Source organism: Nocardia sp. NPDC050413 (assembly GCF_040655475.1).
Classification (GTDB): Bacteria; Actinomycetota; Actinomycetes; order Mycobacteriales; family Mycobacteriaceae; genus Nocardia; species Nocardia coubleae.
In genome coordinates, this window is the sequence record NZ_JBFAJZ010000004.1 from 457,198 (window position 1) to 481,368 (window position 24,171).

A 24,171-nucleotide genomic window follows, 5' to 3' on the forward strand; every position below is an offset into this window, starting at 1 on the left:
TGCGAAAGGCCGGTGCGGTTCGCGTACGAACCACACCGGCCTTCGGTGTGTGCGGGAAACTCAGCCCGCGTGCTTCTGCACCAGATCGCCGACGCGCGGCAGCGCCTCGATGACGTGCTTCTTGGCCGAACCGCGCATCGAGGAGTACACCTTCTGCAGCGCGGGACGGGTCGACGCCTCGGCGCGGGCGTCGGTGACCGCCAGCAGCGACTCGGCGACCTCGTCGGACTTGGCGCTCAGCAGATCGGCGAAGGTGCCGGTGCCCGAGGCGGTGAATTCGGCCCAGTACGGCTGGAGCTGATCGAGCAGCTTCGGCGCCAGCGAGGCCAGCGCGTCGGGAACGATGGTGGGGCTGATCTTCTTGACCGCCGCGTAACCACCCTTCACGGCCAGGCCGGACGCACCACCTTTGTCCGAGACCTCGGCGTCGAGAACCTCGACGGCGTCAGCAAGGAAAGCCGGACGCTTGGCGTCGTCGAGCAGGGATTCAGACAGTGCTGCAACCACTTTCAGGTTCCTCCGGATCGGTTCGATGAACGAGCAGGCGCAACTATACGCACCCGCGCGCGCGATGCTCGCGCGACCGCTCGACCTGCGGTGTTACCGCCTCGTAGGCTCGCCCCATGCGGTAGGGCAATAATCGGTGTCGTGACTTTCGATCCGAAGCTGTGGCGGCCCGTCCCCGGGTTCGAAGACCTGACCGACATCACCTATCACCGGCACGTCGAACAGGGCACCGTGCGCGTGGCCTTCGACCGGCCCGAGGTGCGCAACGCCTTCCGCCCGCACACCGTCGACGAGCTGTATCGCGCGCTCGACCACGCGCGCATGTCGTCGGACGTGGGTGCGGTGCTGCTCACCGGCAACGGGCCGAGCCCGAAAGACGGTGGCTGGGCGTTCTGTTCCGGCGGCGACCAGCGCATCCGCGGCCGCAGCGGCTACCAGTACGCCGAGGGCGAGACCGCGGACACCGTCGACAAGGCGCGCGCGGGCCGGTTGCACATCCTCGAGGTGCAGCGGCTGATCCGGTTCATGCCCAAGGTGGTGATCGCCCTGGTGAACGGGTGGGCGGCCGGTGGCGGGCACAGCCTGCACGTGGTGTGCGACCTGACGCTGGCCTCGCGCGAGCACGCGCGCTTCAAGCAGACCGACGCCGATGTCGGTTCGTTCGACGGTGGTTACGGCAGCGCGTATCTGGCGAAGATGGTCGGCCAGAAGTTCGCGCGCGAGATCTTCTTCCTCGGCAGGCCGTACACGGCCGAGGAGATGCATCAGATGGGTGCGGTGAACAAGGTCGTCGACCACGACGAGCTCGAGAACGTGGCGCTGGAGTGGACCGCCGACATCAACGGCAAATCGCCACAGGCTCAGCGCATGCTGAAGTACGCGTTCAACCTGCTCGACGACGGTCTGGTCGGTCAGCAGCTGTTCGCCGGTGAGGCGACCAGGCTGGCGTACATGACCGACGAGGCGGTGGAGGGGCGCGACGCTTTCCTGGAGAAGCGCGAGCCCGACTGGACGCCCTACCCCTGGTACTTCTGAGAACGGACGGGCGATGGAAATTCTCAACAGCCGGATCATCGTGCGGCCCAGCCACTATGCGGCCACCCTCGCGTTCTACCGCGACGGGCTCGGTCTCGCGATCGCCAGGGAGTACCCCGGCGGCACGGTGTTCTTCGCCGGGCAGTCGCTGGTTGAGGTCGCCGCGCACGGTGGCAGCGGGCAGCCGGGCACCTTCGACGGTGCGCTGTGGCTGCAGGTGCGCGACGTGTCCGACGCGGCCGCGGAGCTGGCGCTGAAGGGAATTCCCATCGTCCGTGAACCCGTGCTCGAGCCGTGGGGGCTGTGGGAGATGTGGGTGGCCGACCCCGACGGCGTACCGATCGTGCTGGTGGAGGTGCCCGCCGAACATCCCATCCGGCGTGACCAGCGCTGGTCGCCGGAGTGAGCCGGGTCGCCCGATTTGCCGATGCGCGCGTGCCCGAGCACGATGGCTGGGAGCAAGCGCCCGACCGCCGACGTCCGGACCGCGCAGCGAGTTCTGTCCATCTACTGAATCGCAGACGCTATGCCTGGCTTTTTCCCGCAGAGCAAACCGACCCGTTGGCCGGGTCCTGTCGACCGCATGACACGATCGAAGTCGTGAGGTCGCACAGCTTGCTGTATCCGGAGGTGGTGGCGTGAGCAGAACCCTTCGGACGCTGCAGATGCCCACCGGTTCCGGTGTCGGCGAAGTACTTCCCCATCTGCGGCAAGCCCTCGACGGCAGCGGACCGGCGTGGCTGCCGATCCCGACGACCGATCGTCGCGAGGCACGCCGACTCTCCGACGCGCTCAAGCCGGGCGACCCGATCGACGACGACGTCGCGCTCGTCGTGACGACCTCGGGCACCACCGGCATCCCCAAGGGCGCGTTGCTCGGCGCCGAGGCACTGCGGGCCAGCGGAAACGCCACCCATGCGCGCCTCGGCGGGCCCGGCAGCTGGCTGCTCGCCCTGCCGACCCATCACATCGCGGGCATCCAGGTGCTGTTGCGCAGCATCCTCGCGGGCACCGAGCCGACCGTGCTCGACGTGTCGGGCGGATTCCTGCCGGAGGCGCTGGCCGGTGCGGTCGGCGCGATGCGCGGGCCGCGCCGCTACACCGCGCTCGTCCCGACCCAGCTCATCAAGTCGCTGGACTCGCCGATCGCGGCCAAGGCGCTCAGCGAGCTCGACGCCGTGCTGGTCGGCGGCGCGGCCACCCCGCCACCGGTGTACGAGCGGGCCCGCGATGCCGGGATCAATGTGGTCCGCACCTACGGCATGAGCGAGACCTGCGGCGGCTGCGTGTACGACGGCGTACCGCTCGACGGCACCCGCGTACGCATCGAGGACGGCCGAGTGGTGCTCGGCGGCGCGATGATCGCGCGCGGGTACCGCAACCTGCCCGACCACCCCGCCTTCGCCGAACCCGGCTGGTTCCGCACCGAGGACGCGGGTTCGTTCGAAGACGGCAAGCTCGCGATCAGCGGGCGGCTCGACGAGGCCATCATGACCGGTGGCCTGCTGGTGATCCCACAGGTGGTGGAGGCCGTGCTGGCCACTCATCCGGGGATCCGGGAATGCATCGTGCTCGGGTTGCCCGACGAACGGCTCGGTCAGCGAGTGGCCGTTGCGATCGTGCCGAACGCGGGCGCCGCCCCCACGCTGGAGGAGATCCGGGCGCACGTCGTCGCCGAGCTCGACTCGATCGCGGCGCCGCGGGAACTCGTGGTGCTCGAGGAGATTCCGCTGCGTGGGCCCGGTAAGCCCGATCGCGCGGCCGTGCGGGCACGTCTGCTGGCCGGATAGTCGTCACGGCCGACGGGTGGGTACCGACCTGCCGCGATGACACCGGACCGCATGCCGCGAATTTGTCGGTGCCGGGTTCTAGGCTCACTCTCATGGGCGACTTCGAGGTGAGCAGGCGAGCGACCATCGCCGCCGAGCCGGCACGCATCCGTGGTTTCATCAACGACTTCCGGCAGTGGCGGCTGTGGTCGCCCTGGGAGGATTCCGACCCACAGCTCGCCCGCACCTACAGCGGCCCCGAATCCGGTGTGGGGGCGCGGTACGCGTGGCGCGGCAACCGCAAGGCCGGTGCCGGTGTGATGGAGATCAAAGCCGATGCCGAGCGCGAGATCGGCGTGCAACTGGAGTTCGAGAAACCGTTCAAGGCAACCAATACGGTCACCTTCACCCTCGATCCGGTCCCCGGCGGCACCGAGGTGACCTGGCGGATGACCGGCACCCACTCGGGCCTGATGGGTGTGCTCGGCAAGGTGTTCCCGATCGACAACATGATCGGCAAGGACTTCGACAAGGGCCTGGCGAGATTGAAGACGGTCGCCGAATCAGCCGGGTCCTGAACACGCGACTAGGCTTCGATTCATGGCTACAGCTGCGGAATGGATCGAAGGCGCCCGGCCGCGGACGCTGCCCAACGCGATCGCCCCGGTCCTAGCGGGCACCGGTGCCGCCGCCTCGATCGACGGCACCGTCTGGTGGAAAGCACTACTGGCCCTGGTCGTTTCGCTCGCCCTGATCGTCGGGGTGAACTACGCCAACGACTACTCCGACGGAATCCGCGGCACCGACGACGAGCGGGTGGGGCCGCTGCGGCTGGTCGGGTCGAAACTGGCCTCCCCCAGCGCTGTTCGCACCGCCGCCGTGGTGAGCCTCGCGGTGGGGGCTGTCGCCGGGCTCGTGCTCGCCGCGACGACCGCCTGGTGGCTGGTGCTCCTCGGCGCGCTGTGCCTGGCCGGCGCCTGGTTCTACACCGGTGGCAGCAAGCCCTACGGCTACAGCGGTTTCGGTGAGATCGCGGTGTTCGTGTTCTTCGGGTTGATCGCCGTGCTCGGCACCCAGTTCGTGCAGGCGGAGCGGGTCGACTGGGTGGGGCTACTGCTCGCGATCGGTGTCGGCGCGTTCTCCAGTGCCGTGCTGGTCGCCAACAACCTGCGTGACATTCCCACCGACACCGAGTCCGGGAAGGTCACCCTCGCCGTGAAACTCGGCGACGCGCGCACCCGCACACTGCACCTGGTGCTGCTGGCCGTGCCGTTCGTCATCAGTCTCGCGCTGATCGCGCGCACACCGCTGGCGCTGGCCGGACTGCTCGCGATTCCGCTGGCGGTCCGGGCCAACGCCCCGGTGCGTACGGGCAAGGGCGGGCTGGAACTGATTCCCGCCCTGCGCGATTCCGGGCTGGCGCTGCTGGCCTGGTCGGCGCTGAGCGCGCTGGCCGTCGGTTTCGGCTAGTCGCCGTCGGGCACGATGATGCCGAGCACCCAGTTGACCAGCATGATGATGACACCGCCGAGCACCGCTGCCCAGAAACCGTCGACCCGCAGACCGTAGTCGGTGAGTTCGGTGATCTTGGCGGTGAGCCACAGCATCGCCGCGTTCACCACCAGCAGGAACAGGCCGAGCGTGAGGATCACGAACGGCAGGGACAGAAGTTTCACGATCGGCTTGATGACGGCGTTCACGGCGGTGAACACGATCGCGACGATGAGGATGACCAGGGCCTTGCCCCAGTTGCCCCACTCGTCGGACCATTCCGGCGGCACGGAAATAGTGATCTTGTCGATCCACGCCGCCGCGGCCCAGATGGCTATGGCGTTGATGACCAACCGTATGGCTAGCTGCATAGACCCATGCTAGGCCCGAAATCGGACATCGCGGTGTGTCCGGCGCGGCAAGTTCAGGCGGCGCGGTCGAGCATCCGATGGATGTCCTCGCGCAGCGTCGCGATGCCGTCGCTGCCGCCGAGCAGATCGGCCTGTGCCGGATCGACGCTGCAGAGAATGCCGAGCAACAGGTGGGCCGTGCCGATCTCGCGGTCCTTGCGGCGCAGTGCTTCGCGCAGGGCGAGCTCGAGGGACTTCTTGGCGGGCGCCGAGAACGGGATGTGGCCCCAGTTGGCGCCCTTCACGCGGCCGAAGATCCCGCGCTTGGGTTCGGGTTCGGCCTGATCCCAGGCCTGCGGGCCGAAGTTCTCGATGACGCTGGCCCGCACCGCGTCGAGGTCGATGCCGATAGAGCGCAGCGCCTCCGCGTCGTCGGCGCCGAGCGGGGTTTCGTTCGCCCGTGCAGCGAGTGTGGAGCGCACGCCCTCGGCGGTGATGCCGTCGGCGTCGAGGACCGCGCGCAGCGGTGGCTCGGCGTTGGTCAGCACGCCCAGCAGGACGTGTTCGGGTCCGATTCGCTGGGCGCCCAGCTCCTTGGCTTCTTCCTGAGCCAGGACAACGGCCACCTTGGCGCCTTTGGTGAATTTCTCGAACATCAGCGGGTGCCACCCTTCCGGTTGTGTTTCTGATGCACCGCTTGCTTGCTCACCTCGAGCGCGTCGGCAATCGCCTGCCACGACCAGCCGTTGGCGCGGGCGTTGGCCACCTGGATGGTTTCGAGCCGGTCGGCCAGCCTGCGCAGGGCGAGCACCGCGCGCAGACCGACCGAGGGATCGGGATTACCCGCCGCGGCGGCGAGCGTGGTTGCATCGGTCATGCTGTCAATTTTGATTGACGACCCGGATGTTGTCAACAAAAATTGACGATCGATGTCAGCGCAATCGGTAGACGAGCTTGGCGAACTGACCCAGGCGCTCGACCTCGACGAGTCGCAGCCGGTCGGCCAGAATGCGGCGCGGGAGCACGGGCGCGCCGCCACCTAGAGTCACCGGTGCGACGCCGACGATCACCTCGTCGAGCAGCCCGGCATCGGCGAACTGTCCGGCGAGGTCGCCACCACCCATCACCCAGATGTCGCGACCCGCGGCCGCCGCGGTCATCTGCTCGTGGACCGGACCCACCTCGCCCGCGACGAAACGCACGTTCGCGTCGGGCAGCCGGGGCAGCTCCCGGTGGGTGAACACCCAGGTCGGCAGGTCGCCGTACTCGTCGTGCCAGGTCTCGGGCGGGTTGTTGTTCACCATCCACTCGTAGGTGGTCGACCCGAGACACATGGCGCCGACGCCTTCCAGGAAAACGCCGACATCCCCGGTGGCCGGATCGGCATCGGCTACCGCCATCAGCCAATCCAGCGAATTGTCGGGGTCGGCGATGTAGCCGTCGAGACTGGAAGCCGTGTAATAGGTCGTCGTCATGAACACCGATCCTGACAGTGAAACCTGCCATCCACTGTCAAGGTTCGGTGGGGGAAATCAGCCGGTCCAGCGACCCGTCGCGGCGAATTCGGCGAGAACGGCGCTCGGTCCGGTCAGGTCGAGACGCTGACCCTCGACCCAGGCATCATCGAAGTAGGTACCGGCGTAACGGTCACCGCCGTCGCACAGCAGGGTGACGACACTGCCGCTGCGTCCGGCGGCGAGCAGTTCGGCGACCAGGTGGAACGCGCCCCACAGATTGGTCCCCGTCGAGCCACCGACACGGCGGCCGAGGGCGGTGCTCGCGTGCCGGGTGGCCGCGATCGAGGCCGCGTCGGGCACCACGATCATGCGGTCCACGACCTGACCGATGAACGACGGCTCCACCCGCGGGCGGCCGATTCCCTCGATGCGCGAAGGCATTCCGGTCTCGTACCCGGCGTCGCCGGTCTCGTAACCGCCGTAGAACGCGGAGTTCTCCGGATCGACCACGGCCAGGCGCGTGGGGTGCCTGCGGTAGCGGATGTAGCGGCCGATCGTCGCGCTCGTGCCACCGGTTCCGGCGCCGACCACGATCCACTCCGGGATCGGATGCTGCTCCAAAGCCAGCTGCTGGAAGATGGATTCGGCGATGTTGTTGTTGCCGCGCCAGTCCGTCGCCCGTTCGGCGTGGGTGAACTGGTCCATGAAGTGCCCGCCCGATTCGGCGGCCAACCGCTTGGCCTCGGAATACATCTCCGGCGGCCGCTCGACGAAATGGCAACGGCCGCCCTGGGCTTCGATCAGCGCGATCTTCTGCGGCGACGTACTCGCCGGCATCACCGCCACGAAATCGAGCCCGAGCAGCTTGGCGAAATACGCCTCGCTCACCGCCGTCGACCCCGACGACGCCTCGACCACCGTCGTTCCCTCGGTGACCCAGCCGTTGCAGATCGCGTACAGGAACAGTGATCTGGCCAGGCGGTGCTTGAGACTGCCCGTGATGTGGGTGGATTCGTCCTTGAGGTACAGCTGCACCGGCCAGTCGGCGGGCAGCGGGTAGCGCAACAGGTGGGTGTCGGCGGAACGCTGGGCGTCGGCGTCGATCAGCCGCACCGCGTTGTCGACCCAGTCACGCGGTGCGCTGCGGTCGAGGTACTTCACGCGTCGTCGTCACCCCGCAGACGAGCCCGCAGCTGCGCCTTGTCCTGGCGGCGGCGCTCGTCGACGACGGCGATGTCCTCGTTCACCTTCATGCGCAGTTTCTTGAACAGGGTCAGCGACAGCGGCATCGCGACGATCAGCGCGAACAGAGCCGCTACGATGATCGGCACCTCGACCCCGATGAGCTTGGCGACGCCGACGATCAACGCGGCGATCACCACGACAAGCCCGAGCCGGGCCAGCGTGTAGAGGGCAAGGTTGCGGGCCAGCCGCTTCCCCGCAGAACCTTGCTGACCAGTTGCTTCACTCACCTTGACAGGGTAACCCCGGCGCACGCGGCCCCGTTCGCGGCATTTGTCTATTACTTCCCCTTTACCAACTGTAGGTGGTTCGACTACGTGGGGGTCGCAGTGCGACGATGGCGCCATCTGATGAGGGAACTGTCGAGAACGGAGAGGTTAGCTATGACTGCGATCACCGTCGGCGGCCAGGACACTCTGCTGACACCAGGCCAAGTGGCCGCAATGTTCCACGTAGACCCGAAGACCGTTACTCGGTGGGCCCATGCGGGCAGGCTCGGTTCGCTGCGCACGCCGGGCGGACACCGCCGATTCCGCGAGTCCGAGGTTCTGCAGCTGCTCAAATCGCTCACCACCGAGGCAGCCCCCCGCTGACCTCACCGGCGGCGCGAGCCGGTTCGGCTCGCGTTTGCCGGGAATTTCCCTTCCGTTGCCGATGTGCACACGGTGCGGACACGGCTACCCTCGATAGCAGGAGGTGAGCGACGTGACGTACCTGTTGGCACTCATCGCGATCGTGGCCATCGCGGTGCTGTGCTGGAAGGCGTTCGGCCCCGAACGCCCGAGCCCGAACCCCGGCCCGGCCGCACGCAGGCCGATCCTCGGTCCGGACGACGACCCGGAATTCCTGTGGCGGCTCCGCAAGCAACCGCGCGACGATTCCGGTCCCGAGGCGTGAGCAGACCCACATACCCCCCATTGCGCACGAAACAGCTGGGTAGATAACGTATTCCGGTGATCGATGTGCAGCAGGCTTCCATCCCGACCACTTGGCGCGCGGCCGACGGCAGCGCCGTGACGTTCACCGAGGCGCGGTCGGCGTGGACACGCGCGGCACACGACGTGCTCGCCGCCACCGCGTCGCGCTTCAACAACTTCATCGTCAATACCGAGCTGGCCGAATTGGTGCAGGAAGAGTCCGGTATCCGCACCCAGGTGAAGTGGCAGCACTGGCTGCCGGTCGTGCTCGACCGGGTCGCCGAATACTGTCACAACAACAACGAGCCGCCGCTCAGCGCGCTGTGTGTGCGCCGCAACCAGACCGTCGGCACCGGCTACCGCTACATCCTCGAACTCGCCGGCCTGCCCATTCCCGACGACCTGGAGATGCACGCCGCCGCCGCCCGCTGGCAGTGCTACCAGCACTACGCCACCGACCTTCCCGCCGACGGCGGCCTGCCCACCCTCCCCCCGAAGGTCGCCGCGATCCGCCAGCGCACCTCCCAGGACCTGGCGACCACCGAGGCCGCGGAAGCCGCCGAAGCCAAGCGCACCGCCTCCTCCCGCCCCAGCGTCACCACCCCCAAGCCCGAACCGGTCCGCAAACCGGTCTGCTTGAACTGCCACGTGGAACTCCCGGCCAACAAGATCTGCTACTACTGCTGATCTCACCGACCACTGCCCGGATGCTCCCCCCGAGCACCCGGGCACAGTTATCTCCGGCCCGCCACGCTTGACCTGAACCTAAGTTGAGCAAATAGCGTCCGGACCTATGAACACGATGCAACCGCCGGTGATCGAGGACGACGCCGTCGATCACACCGCCGATATCGCCGCCATCCGTCAGATCGTCGCCGACACACAGACCGCGTTCAACACCAACGATGCCGAGTTGATGACGGCACCGTTCGCCGAGAACGCCGTCGTAGGTAATGCGGCCGGCATGGTGCTGCGGGGGCGCGATGCGCTGTTCGACGCGAATCGACGGGGCTTGGCCGGATTTCTCGCCGACGAGTACGTCCGGTACGACGTCACCGACATCACCTTCTTGCGCCCCGATGCCGCTATCGCGCACAAGGAAGCCAGGGCCACTACCGCAGACGGCACGCTGATCGACACCGACCCGGCCATGGTCGCCCTGTACGTGCTGGTCAAGGAGAACGATCGGTGGTGGGTGTCGGCTCGCCAGAACACCCTCGTTCCAGCTTCCTGATCGCGGCGCTACACGCCGCTGCAGACCGTCTTCATCACCATCACCGGACCCGGCCCGATCTTCGCCGCAGCGGCGATCGCGGCCGCTTCGGCCTCCTCGGCCGTCGGGGCGACCCGGGCGCGGAAGTCCCGTCGCGCCCGGCCCCGCCAGCATTCACCATGCTCCTCGCCAACGACACACATTCGTCGACAAATCGGGCGACGACTCGATCATCGACTCCTGTCGAGCCGAACCGAACAACATGACCCGCCCGGCGATCGACGTGAACTCGGTTGCAGCACAAGGAGCTTCACAGCAGCACACCGAGCCCAACCTGGCTCAGGACAACCGGGCTCGCTGCCGGTGAGACAGCCCAGCCCTGACCCGACAACGGCTCCTCGCCGAGATGCCGGAAACGTTCAGGGGCCTTGCCTGAAAGTCAGACGCAGGTCGGCATCCCCATGAGCATGCTTGTGCCGGTGGACAGGCATCGCAGGAGCAGGCCGGGAAGGGCCGCCGAACCCGAATCCGGATCTGCGGAGGCAGTCATCGGGCCGGCCGATCCGGAATCGGTGGCCACCGGGCTCGGGGTCGCGACGGGCGAAGCTGTCGCAGCACCAGCCAGCCCGACGCCCAACGAAATCGCCACAGCAGCAACCACACTCAGACGACGCATTTCTTCACCTCTCGAACCACCGATAGATACCGCAGACGGTAATGCCGATGTGCAAAAGTGAAACGCCCCCACTTCCGTGGGCTCGCGTCACACCTCCGCGCGGTCAAGTGCCTCGGCCTCCATCGCCGCGATGAAATCCGCGACGTTCGAGCCATAGATGCCCCAGAGACGTGGTGTCGTTATTCGGTCACTCGAGCTGAGCGGTAGGTCTGGCCCACAACGCGTCACTCGCGGTCAGTTCCACAGTGGGGACGCAACCTCTTTCGAGAACCTCGAGGACCTTGTGCGGATCACAGCCGTATACCCCGGCACCGAAAGCACAGTTGGCTTCGACGATTGCCCAATCACGTCCCTCGATCAGACCGACATCGATGACGATCGACGGTGGGACGGGTACTTCGGCGGTCAACTTTTCGATAAACGCCAGGACTGCGGTCATTTCCGATGGCGCAGCAGGCCAGCTGCCGTTCTCGGCGCGGGCGGACTCACCGTTGCGGAGGTAAGGCGACATCGTCAGTACCGCACCGTCTTTGACGAAGCAGCGGAATTCCGAGCGCCATTCGACGGGCTCCGCCATGAATACCAGCGTGTCGTCGGGGCACGCTTGCGGCGGTGGCAGACCGATCCCGTTGCGATATACCGCGCCCGCGAATCCTTTGCGGCCGTCTGCGGGTTTGACGAATACCGGGTCGGCATGGCGGCGAGCCTCACCAAGGGTGGAGATCTGAATCTGCCGCTGAAGTACGGAGTTCGGCAGATTCGGCAGCCAGTCGTCCGGGGGGTGTCGAGCAAGGTGATGCCGAGCTGTGCTGCGATCACCTCGGCGAACATCGTCTCGCCGTAGATGGCTGTCGCGACCGTGTCTTCGGGAACGCGCCAATTCGTCAGCCGGACGACCTTCCACCCTGCGCGAATAGCTGCGGCCCGCATGACACGCGAGTCCTCGGAGGTAGCGAGGCGAAAGGATCAGAGTCGACATTTCTACAGATCATCCACGGCGGGCGTCCCGGAGCAGACAGGATCCGGGATGAACCGGCGGCGAAATCCCTGCGGCTAAGGGATGCCGGCCGATTCGATTCAGGATGCTGTCGGGCCTGCGCTCAGTGTGGACGAGCCGAGGCTCAGCAATTGCAGGATGTTCTGGATGAAGTCGCACCCGCCCGGTGCTCCGATCGGGTACTCGACGCACGCGGCAATAGGGGCAACGGGCTGAGTGGCAGCTTGGGCGGGGCCGACCGGTGCCAGCATCAGCGCGCCGACCAACGTAGCGACCGCGAAAGATCTATTCATCGAGAATCCTTAATGCGCCGAGTTTCGAACTGCCCACTGCCGAGCAGGCTATTGGGGTGCCTGCGCAATCACGAGACCCCGCTTCCGTGGTCTGTAGCTCGAAGCATCTGTATGGGCGCAGTCTCGGGTCAGTCGCAGCAAGCGCAGTCGTGATCGCTCGTACTCGCGACAACAGGTGCCGGACAGCAGGTGTCGCCCCTCCACGCGTCGAGACCTTCCTTGACCGCGATCGCGGCGATCACAAGGCCGGCGATCGGGTCGGCCCACGACCACCCGAACAGGCTGTTGAGCAACAGTCCGACCAGCAGCACCGCCGAGAGATAGGTGCACAGCAGGGTCTGCTTGGAATCGGCGACCGCGGAAGCCGATCCGAGCTCGCGACCGGCGCGGCGCTGAGCCCACGACAGCACCGGCATCACCGCCAGGCTCACCGCCGCCAGCGTGATCCCGATCGGGGACGGCTGAGCTTCGCCGGCGCCGAGCAACCCACGGATCGAATCGACGGTGACATAGAGAGCCAAGGCGAAGAACGAGAACGCGATAATCCGCAGCGCGATCTTCTCTCGCTTCTCCGGGTCCCGGCCTGCGAACTGCCAGGCGACGGCGGCGGCAGAGGACACCTCGATGATCGAGTCCAGACCGAATCCGATCAGCGCGGCCGACGAAGCGCGAGCGCCCTCGGTCAAGGCGATGATCGCTTCGATGACGTTGTAGGTGATGGTAGCCGCGACGAACCAGCGGATCCGGCGCGCCAGCAGGGCCCGACGCTGCGTCGAAGCCGCGGACACCGAGGAAGACATCAGCAGCACTCTCGCGTAGCCGAGTCCGGGCAGCAGGCCGGATCCACGGCCAGCACCAGCCCGGTCAGGTCGTCCAGGGCCCGCCCGATGCGCGCGTCGGCCAGCTCATAACGCGAGCGCCGCCCTTCCGGCACCGCGACCACGAGCCCACAACCGCGCAGGCAGGCCAGGTGATTGGACAGGATCTGACGCGACACTCCGATACGTTCGGCCAGGTCCGAGGGGTACGCAGGCGCTTCACGCAGGCTCAGCAAGATCTGCGTCCGAGTGGCATCGGAGAGCGCGTGCCCGAAGCGTGCCAGCGCGTCACGACGAATCAGAGTATCCACACGTCGACAGTACATCGGAATCTGTATTCAGAAAATGATGAATCTAGGCCGCGATACGCACGACGACCACGGTCTTGTCATCGTGGCGTTTGGCCCGAGGGAGTGCCTGGCCGTCCGGGTCGGTTTCGGCCTCCCAGATGTGCACATCACGGAGCAGCTGTTCGAGCTGTTGCGTGGACATATTCGCGACTTCGGGCCAGGTCACCCCGAGCGCGGGAACGAGATCGAAGGCACCGTCGGTGGCAGCGATGATCCACGCGACCTCATCACGCGGATACCGAAAGCGCAGCGCGTGTGCGGCCGCGTCGGGATCGGCTTCGGCGATCCAATAGCCGTCCGGCCGGTTGCGCCGTGCCCGTTCGGCGACCTGAAGTTCTCGCACGACCTTCCGATGCTCTTCGCCGTAGCCCTGCCCGTCGGCCAGCAACCGGCGAAACAGGTCGGCCTCCGGTAGCCGAAGCCTCGGTAGCCGATCGTCGGTATGCACCTGCACGCCTCCGGTGCGCAGCCCGACGATCACCGACGAGTCACCGAGCACCAGCACATCGACTGCCTCGCGTTCGACACGGAGGAGCGCGACTGTGCTCGACGGCGCCGCCCCCGGTTCGATCCCCAGCACGGCCACTGCCCTCGCGATCGACTCCTCGAGGACGACCGCCAACGGCGATGTTCCATCGATCGACTCCGCGAGGTCCGAGGCGAGAAAGTTGACATACGCCCCGGCCGACGGCATCGCGGGATCGTGGGCCGTGGCGCCGTCGAGAACGATCACAGCATGGTCGGTGACGACCAGCCGGTCCTCGTCGGAACTAGCGGCCAATTGCGCGGATTCGACGATGATCCCCATGCGGCCACAGCGTACGGCTGCTAACCGGGGACGCTCAGGTCAACCCGGCGTAGCTGTGAAGACCCGAGATGACCATATTGATGATGAAAAGGTTGAACAGCATTGCCACGAACCCAGCGATGTTGATCCACGCGGCCTTGGTGTCGCGCCAACCCGACGTCGCGCGCGCGTGGAGGTAGGCGGCGTAGAGAACCCAGGCGATGAAGGAGCAGGTTTCCTTCGGGTCCCAGCCCCAGAAGCGGCCCCAGGCGGCTTCGGCCCAGATGGCGCCGAGGATGACGCCTGCGCCGAAGAGGGGGAAGCCGATGATGGTGGTTTTGTAGGCGAGCTGGTCGAGGGTGCGGGCGTCGGGGAGGCGGCGGGCGATGGTGCCGAAGATGTTCGAGGACTCTTCGCCTGCCGGTTGGCGCATGCGGTAGAGGTAGAGGAGGCTGGCGACGCCCGAGACCAGGAAGACGCCGCTGCCGACGCTCACGATGGTGACGTGGATGGGCAGCCAGAACGAGCGAAGGGCGGGGACGACGGGGGCGGCGTCGGCGTAGAGGACGGTGCCCGCGAGGAACATCAGGATCAGCACGGGTACGAGCAAGAACGCCCACATCGCGCGGAAACGCTGGTCGCGCAGGAAGATCAGGCCGATCACCACGGCGGCCGCGGTGGCCATGGTGGTGAACTCGTACATGTTGCCGAGCGGGAAGCGGTGGGTGGCGAAGCCGCGCAGCACGATCGAGGCGATGTGCAGGACCACACCCACCGAGAGCACGGAGAACGCCATGTCGCCGAAGCGTTCGGCGCGCGACTTCGCGTCGGGCATCGCGATCCGGCCGGGCAGGGACGGGTCGACGGAGCCGTGGTCGCGCGCGGCGACCTGCTTGGCTCGGGCGGAGGCGTACTGCACGATCAGCAGCACCGTCGCCAAGGTGTAGACGGCGATCGCCGACATGAACGAATAGTCGCTGTAGCGTGCCAGCGTTTCGTCGATCGGCATCAGAACTCCGCCTCGATGTCGCGTGCGCTCGTCCGCATCACTTCTCCGCTCCCAGCAACCGTGCCCGCAGTCGATCGAATTCGCCGCCCCAGCCCGCTTGATCGCTTCTGGCGAGGCCGCCCATCTCTACTACGGTTCGTCGTTGATCCACGGTACCTGCCCCGGTGTCGGCGGGGTACGCCCGGATCCAGATACGGCGTCGTTTCACCAGCAGCGACACCAGCAGACCGGCCATCATGGTCAGCGCGCTCACCAGCACCCACTGCTGGGCCGGATCGTGCGAGACCTGCAGGTTCACGAACTCCTCGGCGCCGTCGAAGGCCACCTTGGTGCCGTTGGGCAGGGTGGTCGACTCGCCGGGACGCAGGTTGACGCGCGCTTCCTTGGTGAGCCGCCCCTGCTTCACCATCTCCGGGTCCAGCGCGAACAGCGACTGCGAACGCCCGGTGTCGAGGCCGGTGTTGCCTCGGTAGATGTCCACGGCGACGGCCGGATCGTCCATCTTCGGGAACGACGATGTGAGCAGACTGCCGTGGAACATCGCGGTCGGCGCGAAGAGACCTTCGATGGCGATCTGGTTCTGGCGGCGTTCCTCCTCGGTGGCGTACATGCCGCCGGGCGGGTCGATGCGCAGCACACCGCTGGACAGGAAGGTCTGGGCGTCGTCGGGACGCCACTGGATGGTCTCGGTGCGGGTCTGCCCGTTCGGGAAGGTGACGGTGAACGTCGGCGCGAAACCGTGCCCCTGCAGGTAGACGCGATCACCGGCGACGCGCAACGGGTGATTCACCCGCAGCTCGGTGCTGCGCCACGTATCGGCGGTCAGGTCCTCGCCCGCCTGGTAGTCGATGTTCGAGGTGAACATCTCGGCCTGACCGGTGGGCAGGTAATCGGCCTTGAAGTCCTTGACCTTCACGCACAGCGGGGTCATCCCGGTGCCGTCGTTGACATTGCCCGCCCGGAACGAGTCGAACACCGCGGGCGAGGTGGTGCAGAAACCGGGACCACCGTTGGCGATCACGATGACATTGCCCTCGTACCCGAACAGCTTGCCGAGCGCGATCGCGACCAACAGCCCCACCAGCGACAGATGGAACACGAGGTTGCCGAATTCGCGCAGATACCCCTTCTCGGCGGAGATCGTCATCTCGCCGTCGCGCTTGCCCGGGCGGACCTCGGTGCGCCAGCCGCGCAACTGTTCGCGGGCCTGCTCGATGACGGCGTCGACGTCGCGATCGACGGTCTCGTCGAAATGATGCGGCAGCCGCCCGAGGTTGCGCGGGGCGGCGACGGGCGGGGTGCGCAGCGCTTTGTAGTGGTCCCAGCAGCGCGGCAGGATGCAGCCGACCAGCGAGATGAACAGCAGCACGTAGATGGCGGTGAACCAGAAACTGCCGAACACGTCGAACAGCTCGAACCGGTCCATCCACGGGCCGAGCGTCGGCCGGTCGGCGATGTACTGGTCGACCTTCTGCGCGTTCAGGCTGCGCTGCGGCAGCAGTGCGCCGGGAATGGCGGCCAGCGCGAGCAGGAACAGCAGAACCAGTGCCGTGCGCATGCTGGTCAGGCCACGCCACGTGTTGCGGACCAGCGCCCAGGCACGGCCGGGAAGCGACTGGCGGGGCGGGGCGGGGGCAGCGGGGGGAGTCAGTGTGTCAGTCATCAGATCGGCAGGGTCACCTCGGAGACGAACCCGTCACGCACCCAGCCGACGAACTGATCCCACGCCCCCGTGACCAGCGCGACGCCGACGGCGACGAGCAGAACACCCCCGATTACCTGAATGGTGCGCGAATTGCGACGCAGCCAGCCGACCCCGCGCAGCGCACCCGCAGACCCGAAAGCCAGCACCACGAACGGCAAGCCGAGGCCGAGGCAGTACGCCACGATCAGCACCACACCGCGTGCGGCGGTGGTGCCCTCGGTACCGGCCGACACCGCCATCACCCCCGACAGCGTCGGGCCGAGGCACGGCGTCCAGCCGAGCGCGAACACCCCGCCGAGCAGGGGCGCACCGACGATGCTGGTGAACCGGCGCGGTTCCATCCGCGTATCGCGCTGCAACGCGGGCACCAGGCCGATGAAGACCAGACCCATCAGGATCGTCACCACGCCACCGATGCGCTGCAGCAGTTCGCGGTTGACGTTGAGCGTCTGGATCACGCCGAAAACGGTGGCCGTGGCCAGCACGAACACCACCGTGAACCCGGCGACGAACAGCCCGGCGGCACCGGCGACCCGCAGCTTCGCGCTACGGCGCTGCTCGGTGAGCGTGGCGACCTGGGCGGTCGAGGCAGGCGGCGCCTCGGCACCGACCAGGCCGGCCAGATACGACAGGTAGCCGGGCACGAGCGGCACGACACACGGTGAAGCGAACGACACCAGGCCCGCGAGCAGACAGGCACCCAGCGCCAACAGCAACGGTCCCGATGCCGCGGTCTGCTGGAACGAGTCCCCGACTGCGGCAAGAACCATCACTCGGAGGTGTCCTCGTCACGCTGCTCGTCGCGGGGCAACGACAGGGTGCGCTCGGTCTCGGCCGGTTCGACCGGACCGAACTCGAACAGGCCCGCACCGGCGACGCTGCGCGGGACGGTGGCGATGCCCGCCCAACGATCATCGACGGTCCACCCCGCTCCCATGCGGCGGGCACCCTGGCGGGGGCGACACGCGGTCAGATTTCCGGGACGACGACGACTCACTGCTTCTCCTCGAGGGCGAGTTGCTCGACCACGGGCTGCAGGTCTTCGGCCAGTAGCGAGCGAAGGAAGACCGCGGCGACCCGGTGCTGACGATCCAGGATCAACGTGGTCGGAATAACACTGGTTGGGAAATTTCCGCCGAGGGCGAGCAAGGTTCGCATCGACGGGTCGTAGATGGACGGATACGCGATCTTGTTGTCCACTACGAAGTCCTGGGCTTTGTCACGCTGGTGGTCGCGCACATTGATACCCAGGAATGCGACGCCCTTGTCCTTGGTCGCCGCGTACACCTTCTCGAGCGCGGGTGACTCGGCGCGGCACGGGCCGCACCACTGTCCCCACAGATTCACGACCACGACCTGACCGGGGAAATCATCGACCGAAACGGTCTTTCCCTCGTTCATCAGATCGGGCCCCGCGAGCGTACCGATCGTGCCGCGCGTGGCGGGCGGATCGTATCTGATATCAGTCTTACCACCGGGCGACACGAATTCGAACGTGCCGCCGCCGGTGGCCACCGCATCGGTACCGGTCGAACAGCCCGCCGCGGCCACGACGACCAGCAGGGCGGACAGGACGGCGGTCAGCGCCCGCAGCCGATGGCCACGGGCGTTACCCGATGCGGTGCGTAGCTTCATGCGCCGTGAACCGACGGATCCGACGCGCCGGCGGGCTCGGAGTAGACGATGTCGACCAGCGTGTCGCCGTGGTAGACCAGCGAGGTCAGCGAGGCGAGCGAGCACTGGCGGTTGCGCGGGTCGTGCCAGAGGCGCTGACCCTGCAGGAAACGGCGCAGCGTCCACACGGGCAGCTGATGCGACACCAGCACCACCTCGTGGCCCGCTGCCTCGACGCGCGCCTTGTTCACGGCGGCGAGCATGCGATGCGCGATCTGCAGGTACGGCTCGCCCCACGACGGGGTGAACGGGTCGCGCAGCTTCCACCAGTGCCTCGGCTTGCGCAGCGCGCCGTCACCGACCGATACGCGAAGACCCTCGAAGGTGTTGCCCGCTTCGATCAGGTTCTCGTCGGTGCGCACGATGAGATCGTGGGCGGCCGCGATCGGCGCGGCGGTCTCCTGCGCGCGCTGCAACGGCGACGCGATCACCAGGGAGATGTCGTGATCGGACAGCGAACGAGCCACCGCGGCGGCCTGCGAACGACCGGTCACCGACAGGCTGAAACCGGGCAGGCGGCCGTAGAGGATGCCGTTGGGGTTGTGCACCTCGCCGTGGCGCAGCACGTGGACGATGGTTTCCACGCTCGACGGATCGTGGTCGAGACCGGGCGGGGCGGCGGCGGGCGCCGGGTGCGGCGCCTCGTCGGCGACGGGGGTGGGGAGTGCGTCGGGCTGGTCGGAGCTCACGCTTGCGATCCTTCGGGGGTGGCGGCCGCGGCCGCGTGGGCGGCGGCGGGCAGAGCGGCGGCGATACGGTCGAACGCGTCCTCGTCGAGCGCCGCGGAGACGAACCATGCCTCGAACGCGCTCGGCGGCGCGTACACACCCGCGTCGAGCAGGGCGTGGAAGAAGGCGGGGTAACGCCAGGTCTGACTCGCCTTGGCGGCGGCATAGTCGGTGACCGGGCGATCGGCGAAGAACACGCTCACCATATTGCCTGCGAACTGCACCTGATGCTCCACCCCGGCTTCGGTGAGGGCTTTCGCGAAGAGGCCGCCGAGTCGATCGGCATTGCGGTCCAGCGCCGCGTACACCTCGTCGTCGGCCGCGCGCAGCGTCGCCAGGCCCGCCGCGACAGCGACCGGGTTACCCGACAGCGTGCCCGCCTGATAGACCGGGCCGAGGGGGGCGAGGTTGTTCATGATCTCGGCACGACCACCGAACGCGGCGGCGGGCAGGCCACCGCTCATCACCTTGCCGAACGTGTAGAGGTCACCGGCCACGCCTTCGCGGCCGTACCAACCCGAGGCGCTCACCCGGAAGCCGGTCATGACCTCGTCCATGACGAGCAGAGCGCCGTTGTCGTGTGCCAGCGTGCGCAGGCCCTCGTTGAAACCGGGCAGCGGGGCGACGGCACCCATGTTGCCCGCGGCGGCTTCGGTGATGACGCAGGCGATCTGGCCGGAGTGCGCTTCGAAGGCGGCGGCGACGGCGGCGAGGTCGTTGTAGGGCAGCACGATGGTGTCGGCGGCCTGAGCACCGGTGACACCCGGCGAGGTCGGCAGGCCGAGTGTCGCCACGCCCGAGCCCGCGTCGGCCAGCAGGGCGTCGACGTGGCCGTGGTAACAGCCGGAGAACTTGATGATCTTGGAGCGCCCGGTGAAGCCGCGCGCCAGCCGGACCGCGCTCATCGTCGCCTCGGTGCCGGAGTTGACCAGGCGCACCCGCTCCACGGGTTCCACGCGGGCCGCGATGGCCTCGGCCAGTTCGATCTCGGCCTCGGTGGGCGCGCCGAACGACAGACCGCCGGTGGCGGCGCGCTGCACCGCCTCGACGACAGCGGGGTGGGCGTGTCCGAGGATCATCGGGCCCCACGAACACACCAGGTCGACGTACTCGTTGCCGTCGGCGTCGACGAGGGTGTAGCCGCTGGCCGAGGAGATGAACCGGGGCGTGCCGCCGACCGAATTGAACGCACGGACCGGGGAATTGACACCACCCGGGATCACCGAAGCCGCCCGCTCGAAGAGCTGGGCGGAAATCGGTACCTGCGACGAACTGGCCGTGGTCGCGCGCGGAGAAGAACTCACGAATTCCAGTGTCTCAGCTCGCCTCGGCACGCCGGACGACAGGGTGGAGCACAGTGACCCAGACCGCAGCGACCCACCGACGACACGCCCGACACGCCGCGATGCCGACGGCTACCGCGCCCGGCTACAGCAGGTCGCGGCGCACGTCGGCGTCGGAAGATGTCCTAGGTGTACATGCAGGGCACGTCGGCCGAGATGGTGTGCAGCTGACACATGATGCCGTTGTAGATGCCGCTCGAACCGGTCTCCGGGGCGAAGCCACCCGCGGCGGGGTCCGCGACCATCGGGGTGAGCGGCAGACCGGCCTCGGCCTGGGCGGGCGCGGCGAGCGCGATCGTGGCGACTGCGGCGCCGACGGCGAATATCCCTGCGGTGAACTTGGTCATCGAGTTTCCTCCTGGTTGGCCCGCCTCGACGGACCGGCATCGGGTGTTCGAATCCCAACGCGCACATCGGAATTCGACTTCCCTCAGACCATCGGACCCGCGGCGCGCGACGCTACACGTCGTTCGCGAGCCGAAAGGGTTCGCGCGACCGCGTCGATCAGGAACAACCCGGCGAGGATCACGAGCCCGGTCGACAACGCCAGCATCGGCGGCACGTACCGCACGGCCTCGAAACCGGAATGCTCATCGCTGCCGACGAATTCGGTACTGCGCCGGGCGTTGCCCCAACTGGCGACGGCACCGGCAAGGCAAACGACGGCCAGGCCGAGTTCGACCGACACCGCGACGATCCAGCGTTTCATGCGTGCGATCCTGCCAGGGCCGCGAGCGAGCGCAGGGCCGTGGGTCAGACGACGCTGGGGAGCAGGACAAGGGCGATGGTGGTCAGCCCGAGCAGCACGAGCAGCCCGATCACCAAACAATCGCGCCGCAGACTGTGGGGTTGCTCGATCACCACGCGCATCGTTGCCTCCGCTCCCCTGGCAGCACCATTACTGCCACTGTGTGACAATCCTCACGATACACGGCGGCGCGTCAGCGGCCAATGGGGCCTGTTGTTCATCTCCGGTTCTTCTGGAAGTACCCGACGGAGTCCGGTCGGAAACACAGGTACGCCGCGCCGACGGCCAGTACGCCTTGCACGATCGACGTGCCACCGCTGACCATCGCGGCCACACCGGTGTCACCGGAGAAGCTGAACATGGTGGCGACGGCACCGATCCCGAGCCACACCGCGACCACCGTCAGCACTGTGCGCGCCCAGTTCTTGCCGCGCCCCAACTGATGGGCGATGGCGACGGTGACGCCCGCCAGCAACACCCCGACGATCGCGGTGAGCACGAAGGCCGCCGTCACCATCAGATCGACGGTCGAGGCGGGGATATTCGGGTCGCTCTTGTGCATTTCGTCGAGGAACTGTTTGCTGAGCTCGTCGCGCTGCCCGGTCATGGCGGCCACGCTCGCGCCCGTGTACACCACACCGAGGGCAGCGACGGCGAACCACAGCTGCTTGGCGGTGCCCACGTCCTCGGGCATCGGACGGGATTCCGGTTTGTTCGGTGGAACGATCACGACAGCCAGTGTGCGGCCTCGGTCGCCCAGTAGGTGAGCACGATGTCCGCGCCCGCCCGCCGGATGCCGACCAGCGATTCCAGCGCGGCGGCACGGCGGTCGATCCAGCCGCGCTCGGCGGCGGCGGTGATCATCGCGTACTCGCCCGAGATCTGGTAGGCCGCGACCGGGACGGTCGAACGGTCGGCCACGTCGCGCAGGATGTCGAGGTAGGACATCGCGGGCTTCACCATCACGATGTCGGCGCCCTCGGCGAGGTCGAGATCGAGCTCGCGCAACGACTCACGGCGGTTGGCCGGGTCCTGCTGGTAGGTGCGCCGGTCGCCCTCGAGCGACGAACCGACCGCCTCACGGAACGGGCCGTAGAACGCCGAGGCGTACTTGGCGGCATAGGCCAGGATCGCGGTGTCGGTGCGGCCGACGGCGTCGAGGCCGCGCCGGATCGCGCCGACCTGGCCGTCCATCATGCCGCTGGTACCGAGCAGGTCGGCGCCCGCTTCCGCCTGGGCGAGGGCCATCTCCACGTAGCGGTGCAGGGTCGCGTCGTTGTCGACGGCGCCGTCGGTCCCGATCACGCCGCAGTGGCCGTGATCGGTGAATTCGTCGAGGCAGGTGTCGGCCATGACGACGGTCGAGTCACCGACCTCCTCGGCCAGCGCGCGCAACCCGCGGTTGAGGATGCCGTCGGGGTCGCTGGCCTGGCTGCCGGTGGCGTCCTTGTCCTCGGGCAGCGGCACACCGAACAGCATGAGACCGCCCACGCCGGCGGTCACCGCCTCGACGGCGGCCTTGCGCAGCGAGTCCAGCGAGTGCTGGTATACGCCGGGCATCGAGCTGATCGCGCGCGGTTCGTCGATCCCGTCGGCCACGAACATCGGCAGCACCAGGTGGCGCGGCTCGAGCGTGGTTTCGGCGACGAGCCGACGCAATGCGGGTGTCCTGCGCAACCGCCGCGGGCGGTCGAAAGCGGTCATAGCCCGCAGAATACGCCTGCACTATACGGCCCGCACCGGCGCCTATACCCCGCCGGACAGGCGGCTGCGTTCGCCGAGAATCTGCTCGAAGGTCGCGAACACCGGTAGCGGTCCCGCCGAATTCCACATCTGGTTGGTGAGCAGGATCGCGGTCACCGGACCGTCGTTGGTCCAGCTGGAGCCGAGACCGCCCGCCCAACCGTAGGCACCTGCGCGTGGGCCGTCGGGACGGTCGGTCAGCTGCACGCCCACGCCGTGACCCCAGCCGGCGCTGCCGTCCGGCTCGGGCCCGCCGCGAGCGATTTGCTCGGCCGTCAGATGGTTGGTGGTGATGGCCGCGACGGACCGTTCGGACAGGATCCGCGTTCCGTCGAGTTCACCGCCGCCGGACAGCATCCGCGCGAAACGATGGAAATCGGCGAGGGTGGAGACAAGTCCGTCGCCGCCGCCTTCGAATACCGGTGGGCTGCTCCACTGGCCGTCGACCGGATCGAAGACCACACGCTCACCGTCGACCTCGACGAAATGCGGGCCGAAGCGGTCGAGCTCGCCGGGCGCGACACAGAATCCGGTGTCGGGCATGTCGAGCGGGCCGAGCACTCGTTCGGACAGGAACTGCGACAGCGGTTTGCCCGCCGCCCTGGCGATCAGGATGCCGAGGATCGCCGAGCCGACGTGGTACAGCCAGCGCTCCCCCGGCTGGAACTGCAACGGCAGGGTGCCGAGCCGGGCGAGCCAGATGTCCGGCGGCGGCATCTCGGCCGGGGTCGGCGGACCGGCGCCGAGGCCGAGCTCGGCACAGGCCGCGTCGAACGGCTTCGGTGAGAAGTCGGTGAAATCCATGCCCCATCCGAGCCGGAAAGTGAGCAGGTCGTCGATCGTGATGGGCCGTCGCGCCGGGACCGTGTCGGTGATCTCGGCAGCCGGATGGGTGAGTACTTGTCGATCGGCGAGTTCGGGCAGTAAGCGGTCGACCGGTTCGGCGGGGTCGATGACGCCGTCCTCGATCAGGATCGATGCCGCGACGGCCGTGAGCGGCTTGGTCATCGAGGAGATCCGGAAGATCGTGTCGGTCCGCACCGGCGTCGTGCGCGCGGCATCCAGATGACCGATCGCACCGGTGGCCACGGTGTTCGAATCGTCGACGAGCCAGGCAAGGCCGAGCAGTTCGTCGGCCGCCACGTGGGCGCCGAGGCGTTGGTCTATCGGGTCGAGCGTCATCGCATCTCCTCCCGTTCGCGTGACGCCACTAGACCACAGCGGTCCGACAGCTATTGCCGAAATCGCCTCCGGCAGCACACCGCCACCGGGCACAACTGCCCTCGGCAACCCTGTGGATAACTTCCAATCGCTCAGGA

The 24,171-nt window shown here is 67.5% G+C and carries 33 protein-coding genes; 9 read left to right on the forward strand and 24 right to left on the reverse strand.

Features of this window, described 5'->3' with window-relative positions:
* Nucleotides 1–60 precede the first annotated feature (60 nt).
* Complete coding sequence (locus AB0I19_RS14225) at nt 61–507, reverse strand: hypothetical protein (RefSeq protein ID WP_067485009.1); 447 nt, start codon at nt 505–507, stop codon at nt 61–63.
* A 141-nt stretch (nt 508–648) separates the two neighbouring features.
* Here AB0I19_RS14225 and AB0I19_RS14230 point away from each other — a divergent pair, with 141 nt between their 5' ends.
* The 5 genes from AB0I19_RS14230 (at nt 649) to AB0I19_RS14250 (ending at nt 4,781) form a co-directional block, all read left to right on the forward strand.
* Entirely contained in the window at nt 649–1,542 is an 894-nt protein-coding gene (locus AB0I19_RS14230) for a 1,4-dihydroxy-2-naphthoyl-CoA synthase (protein WP_357148498.1), read from the forward strand.
* 13 nt (nt 1,543–1,555) lie between these two features.
* Complete coding sequence (locus AB0I19_RS14235) at nt 1,556–1,948, forward strand: VOC family protein (RefSeq protein ID WP_357148501.1); 393 nt, start codon at nt 1,556–1,558, stop codon at nt 1,946–1,948.
* Nucleotides 1,949–2,207: 259 nt separating this feature from the next.
* A complete protein-coding gene (gene menE, locus AB0I19_RS14240; RefSeq protein WP_067485003.1) occupies nt 2,208–3,332 on the forward strand; it encodes an o-succinylbenzoate--CoA ligase in 1,125 nt (374 codons plus the stop codon).
* Between the two features lie 92 nt (nt 3,333–3,424).
* On the forward strand, nt 3,425–3,889 hold the full coding sequence (locus AB0I19_RS14245) for an SRPBCC family protein (RefSeq protein WP_067641887.1): 465 nt from the start codon (nt 3,425–3,427) through the stop codon (nt 3,887–3,889).
* Nucleotides 3,890–3,911: 22 nt separating this feature from the next.
* On the forward strand, nt 3,912–4,781 hold the full coding sequence (locus tag AB0I19_RS14250; RefSeq protein ID WP_357148504.1) for a 1,4-dihydroxy-2-naphthoate polyprenyltransferase: 870 nt from the start codon (nt 3,912–3,914) through the stop codon (nt 4,779–4,781).
* On the opposite strand, the gene AB0I19_RS14255 is transcribed toward AB0I19_RS14250, so the two are convergent.
* The 6 genes from AB0I19_RS14255 to AB0I19_RS14280 are packed head-to-tail and all read right to left on the reverse strand — an operon-like array spanning nt 4,778 to nt 8,081.
* The gene (locus AB0I19_RS14255) at nt 4,778–5,173 is read right to left on the reverse strand and encodes a phage holin family protein (RefSeq protein ID WP_067484995.1); all 396 of its coding nucleotides are present in this window, start codon (nt 5,171–5,173) and stop codon (nt 4,778–4,780) included. The two genes, AB0I19_RS14250 and AB0I19_RS14255, sit on opposite strands and share 4 nt — an antisense overlap.
* 53 nt (nt 5,174–5,226) lie before the next feature.
* Nucleotides 5,227–5,808 carry a Clp protease N-terminal domain-containing protein gene (locus AB0I19_RS14260; RefSeq protein WP_357148507.1) on the reverse strand — a complete coding sequence of 194 codons (582 nt, stop codon included), beginning with the start codon at nt 5,806–5,808 and terminating at the stop codon, nt 5,227–5,229.
* A complete protein-coding gene (locus tag AB0I19_RS14265; RefSeq protein WP_067484990.1) occupies nt 5,808–6,029 on the reverse strand; it encodes a hypothetical protein in 222 nt (73 codons plus the stop codon). Before AB0I19_RS14265 ends, AB0I19_RS14260 begins: the two co-directional genes overlap by 1 nt.
* Nucleotides 6,030–6,084: 55 nt before the next feature.
* Entirely contained in the window at nt 6,085–6,627 is a 543-nt protein-coding gene (locus AB0I19_RS14270) for a dihydrofolate reductase family protein (protein ID WP_357148510.1), read from the reverse strand.
* 57 nt (nt 6,628–6,684) lie between these two features.
* Complete coding sequence (locus tag AB0I19_RS14275) at nt 6,685–7,770, reverse strand: PLP-dependent cysteine synthase family protein (protein WP_067484984.1); 1,086 nt, start codon at nt 7,768–7,770, stop codon at nt 6,685–6,687.
* Nucleotides 7,767–8,081: a DUF4229 domain-containing protein gene (locus tag AB0I19_RS14280; protein ID WP_067641892.1), complete on the reverse strand. Its 315-nt coding sequence runs from the start codon at nt 8,079–8,081 to the stop codon at nt 7,767–7,769. Before AB0I19_RS14280 ends, AB0I19_RS14275 begins: the two co-directional genes overlap by 4 nt.
* 153 nt (nt 8,082–8,234) lie before the next feature.
* On the opposite strand from AB0I19_RS14280, the gene AB0I19_RS14285 reads away from it, so the two are divergent.
* The 4 genes from AB0I19_RS14285 (at nt 8,235) to AB0I19_RS14300 (ending at nt 10,002) form a co-directional block, all read left to right on the forward strand.
* Nucleotides 8,235–8,444, forward strand: coding sequence for a BldC family transcriptional regulator (locus AB0I19_RS14285; protein ID WP_019049435.1), 210 nt, complete (start codon nt 8,235–8,237; stop codon nt 8,442–8,444).
* Between the two features lie 112 nt (nt 8,445–8,556).
* Entirely contained in the window at nt 8,557–8,748 is a 192-nt protein-coding gene (locus AB0I19_RS14290) for a hypothetical protein (protein WP_067485864.1), read from the forward strand.
* A 56-nt stretch (nt 8,749–8,804) separates the two neighbouring features.
* Nucleotides 8,805–9,455, forward strand: a complete 651-nt coding sequence (locus AB0I19_RS14295) for a hypothetical protein (protein WP_067484979.1) — start codon at nt 8,805–8,807, stop codon at nt 9,453–9,455.
* 106 nt (nt 9,456–9,561) lie between these two features.
* Entirely contained in the window at nt 9,562–10,002 is a 441-nt protein-coding gene (locus AB0I19_RS14300; RefSeq protein WP_357148514.1) for an SgcJ/EcaC family oxidoreductase, read from the forward strand.
* Between the two features lie 842 nt (nt 10,003–10,844).
* Here the strand turns inward: AB0I19_RS14300 and AB0I19_RS14305 are convergent.
* From AB0I19_RS14305 to AB0I19_RS14385, 17 genes are all read right to left on the reverse strand, one after another.
* Entirely contained in the window at nt 10,845–11,636 is a 792-nt protein-coding gene (locus tag AB0I19_RS14305; protein ID WP_357148517.1) for an ATP-grasp domain-containing protein, read from the reverse strand.
* A gap of 98 nt (nt 11,637–11,734) precedes the next feature.
* Nucleotides 11,735–11,947 carry a hypothetical protein gene (locus AB0I19_RS14310; protein ID WP_357148520.1) on the reverse strand — a complete coding sequence of 71 codons (213 nt, stop codon included), beginning with the start codon at nt 11,945–11,947 and terminating at the stop codon, nt 11,735–11,737.
* 128 nt (nt 11,948–12,075) lie between these two features.
* The gene (locus AB0I19_RS14315) at nt 12,076–12,747 is read right to left on the reverse strand and encodes a cation transporter (RefSeq protein WP_357148523.1); all 672 of its coding nucleotides are present in this window, start codon (nt 12,745–12,747) and stop codon (nt 12,076–12,078) included.
* Nucleotides 12,747–13,076, reverse strand: a complete 330-nt coding sequence (locus tag AB0I19_RS14320) for a metalloregulator ArsR/SmtB family transcription factor (protein WP_357148526.1) — start codon at nt 13,074–13,076, stop codon at nt 12,747–12,749. The genes AB0I19_RS14315 and AB0I19_RS14320 overlap by 1 nt, the downstream gene beginning before the upstream one ends.
* A gap of 43 nt (nt 13,077–13,119) precedes the next feature.
* On the reverse strand, nt 13,120–13,923 hold the full coding sequence (locus tag AB0I19_RS14325) for a hypothetical protein (protein ID WP_357148528.1): 804 nt from the start codon (nt 13,921–13,923) through the stop codon (nt 13,120–13,122).
* 34 nt (nt 13,924–13,957) lie between these two features.
* Nucleotides 13,958–14,911, reverse strand: coding sequence for a c-type cytochrome biogenesis protein CcsB (gene ccsB, locus AB0I19_RS14330; protein ID WP_357148531.1), 954 nt, complete (start codon nt 14,909–14,911; stop codon nt 13,958–13,960).
* A 37-nt stretch (nt 14,912–14,948) separates the two neighbouring features.
* Complete coding sequence (locus AB0I19_RS14335) at nt 14,949–16,574, reverse strand: cytochrome c biogenesis protein ResB (protein WP_357148534.1); 1,626 nt, start codon at nt 16,572–16,574, stop codon at nt 14,949–14,951.
* Nucleotides 16,574–17,386 (reverse strand): cytochrome c biogenesis CcdA family protein, encoded by an 813-nt coding sequence (locus AB0I19_RS14340; RefSeq protein ID WP_225278516.1) that lies wholly within the window; start codon nt 17,384–17,386, stop codon nt 16,574–16,576. Before AB0I19_RS14340 ends, AB0I19_RS14335 begins: the two co-directional genes overlap by 1 nt.
* Nucleotides 17,386–17,613 carry a hypothetical protein gene (locus AB0I19_RS14345; RefSeq protein WP_133733852.1) on the reverse strand — a complete coding sequence of 76 codons (228 nt, stop codon included), beginning with the start codon at nt 17,611–17,613 and terminating at the stop codon, nt 17,386–17,388. The genes AB0I19_RS14340 and AB0I19_RS14345 overlap by 1 nt, the downstream gene beginning before the upstream one ends.
* Nucleotides 17,610–18,251 (reverse strand): TlpA disulfide reductase family protein, encoded by a 642-nt coding sequence (locus tag AB0I19_RS14350; protein WP_067484954.1) that lies wholly within the window; start codon nt 18,249–18,251, stop codon nt 17,610–17,612. Before AB0I19_RS14350 ends, AB0I19_RS14345 begins: the two co-directional genes overlap by 4 nt.
* A complete protein-coding gene (locus tag AB0I19_RS14355; RefSeq protein WP_357148615.1) occupies nt 18,248–18,874 on the reverse strand; it encodes a histidine phosphatase family protein in 627 nt (208 codons plus the stop codon). Before AB0I19_RS14355 ends, AB0I19_RS14350 begins: the two co-directional genes overlap by 4 nt.
* 101 nt (nt 18,875–18,975) lie before the next feature.
* The gene (gene hemL / locus AB0I19_RS14360) at nt 18,976–20,322 is read right to left on the reverse strand and encodes a glutamate-1-semialdehyde 2,1-aminomutase (RefSeq protein ID WP_357148537.1); all 1,347 of its coding nucleotides are present in this window, start codon (nt 20,320–20,322) and stop codon (nt 18,976–18,978) included.
* A gap of 164 nt (nt 20,323–20,486) precedes the next feature.
* On the reverse strand, nt 20,487–20,708 hold the full coding sequence (locus AB0I19_RS14365; RefSeq protein ID WP_357148540.1) for a hypothetical protein: 222 nt from the start codon (nt 20,706–20,708) through the stop codon (nt 20,487–20,489).
* Between the two features lie 83 nt (nt 20,709–20,791).
* Nucleotides 20,792–21,070, reverse strand: a complete 279-nt coding sequence (locus tag AB0I19_RS14370; RefSeq protein WP_357148543.1) for a hypothetical protein — start codon at nt 21,068–21,070, stop codon at nt 20,792–20,794.
* A 256-nt stretch (nt 21,071–21,326) separates the two neighbouring features.
* The gene (locus AB0I19_RS14375; protein WP_357148546.1) at nt 21,327–21,839 is read right to left on the reverse strand and encodes a hypothetical protein; all 513 of its coding nucleotides are present in this window, start codon (nt 21,837–21,839) and stop codon (nt 21,327–21,329) included.
* Nucleotides 21,836–22,813: a porphobilinogen synthase gene (hemB, locus tag AB0I19_RS14380; RefSeq protein ID WP_357148548.1), complete on the reverse strand. Its 978-nt coding sequence runs from the start codon at nt 22,811–22,813 to the stop codon at nt 21,836–21,838. Before hemB ends, AB0I19_RS14375 begins: the two co-directional genes overlap by 4 nt.
* Nucleotides 22,814–22,855: 42 nt before the next feature.
* Entirely contained in the window at nt 22,856–24,034 is a 1,179-nt protein-coding gene (locus AB0I19_RS14385; RefSeq protein ID WP_357148551.1) for a serine hydrolase domain-containing protein, read from the reverse strand.
* Nucleotides 24,035–24,171: the final 137 nt, after the last annotated feature.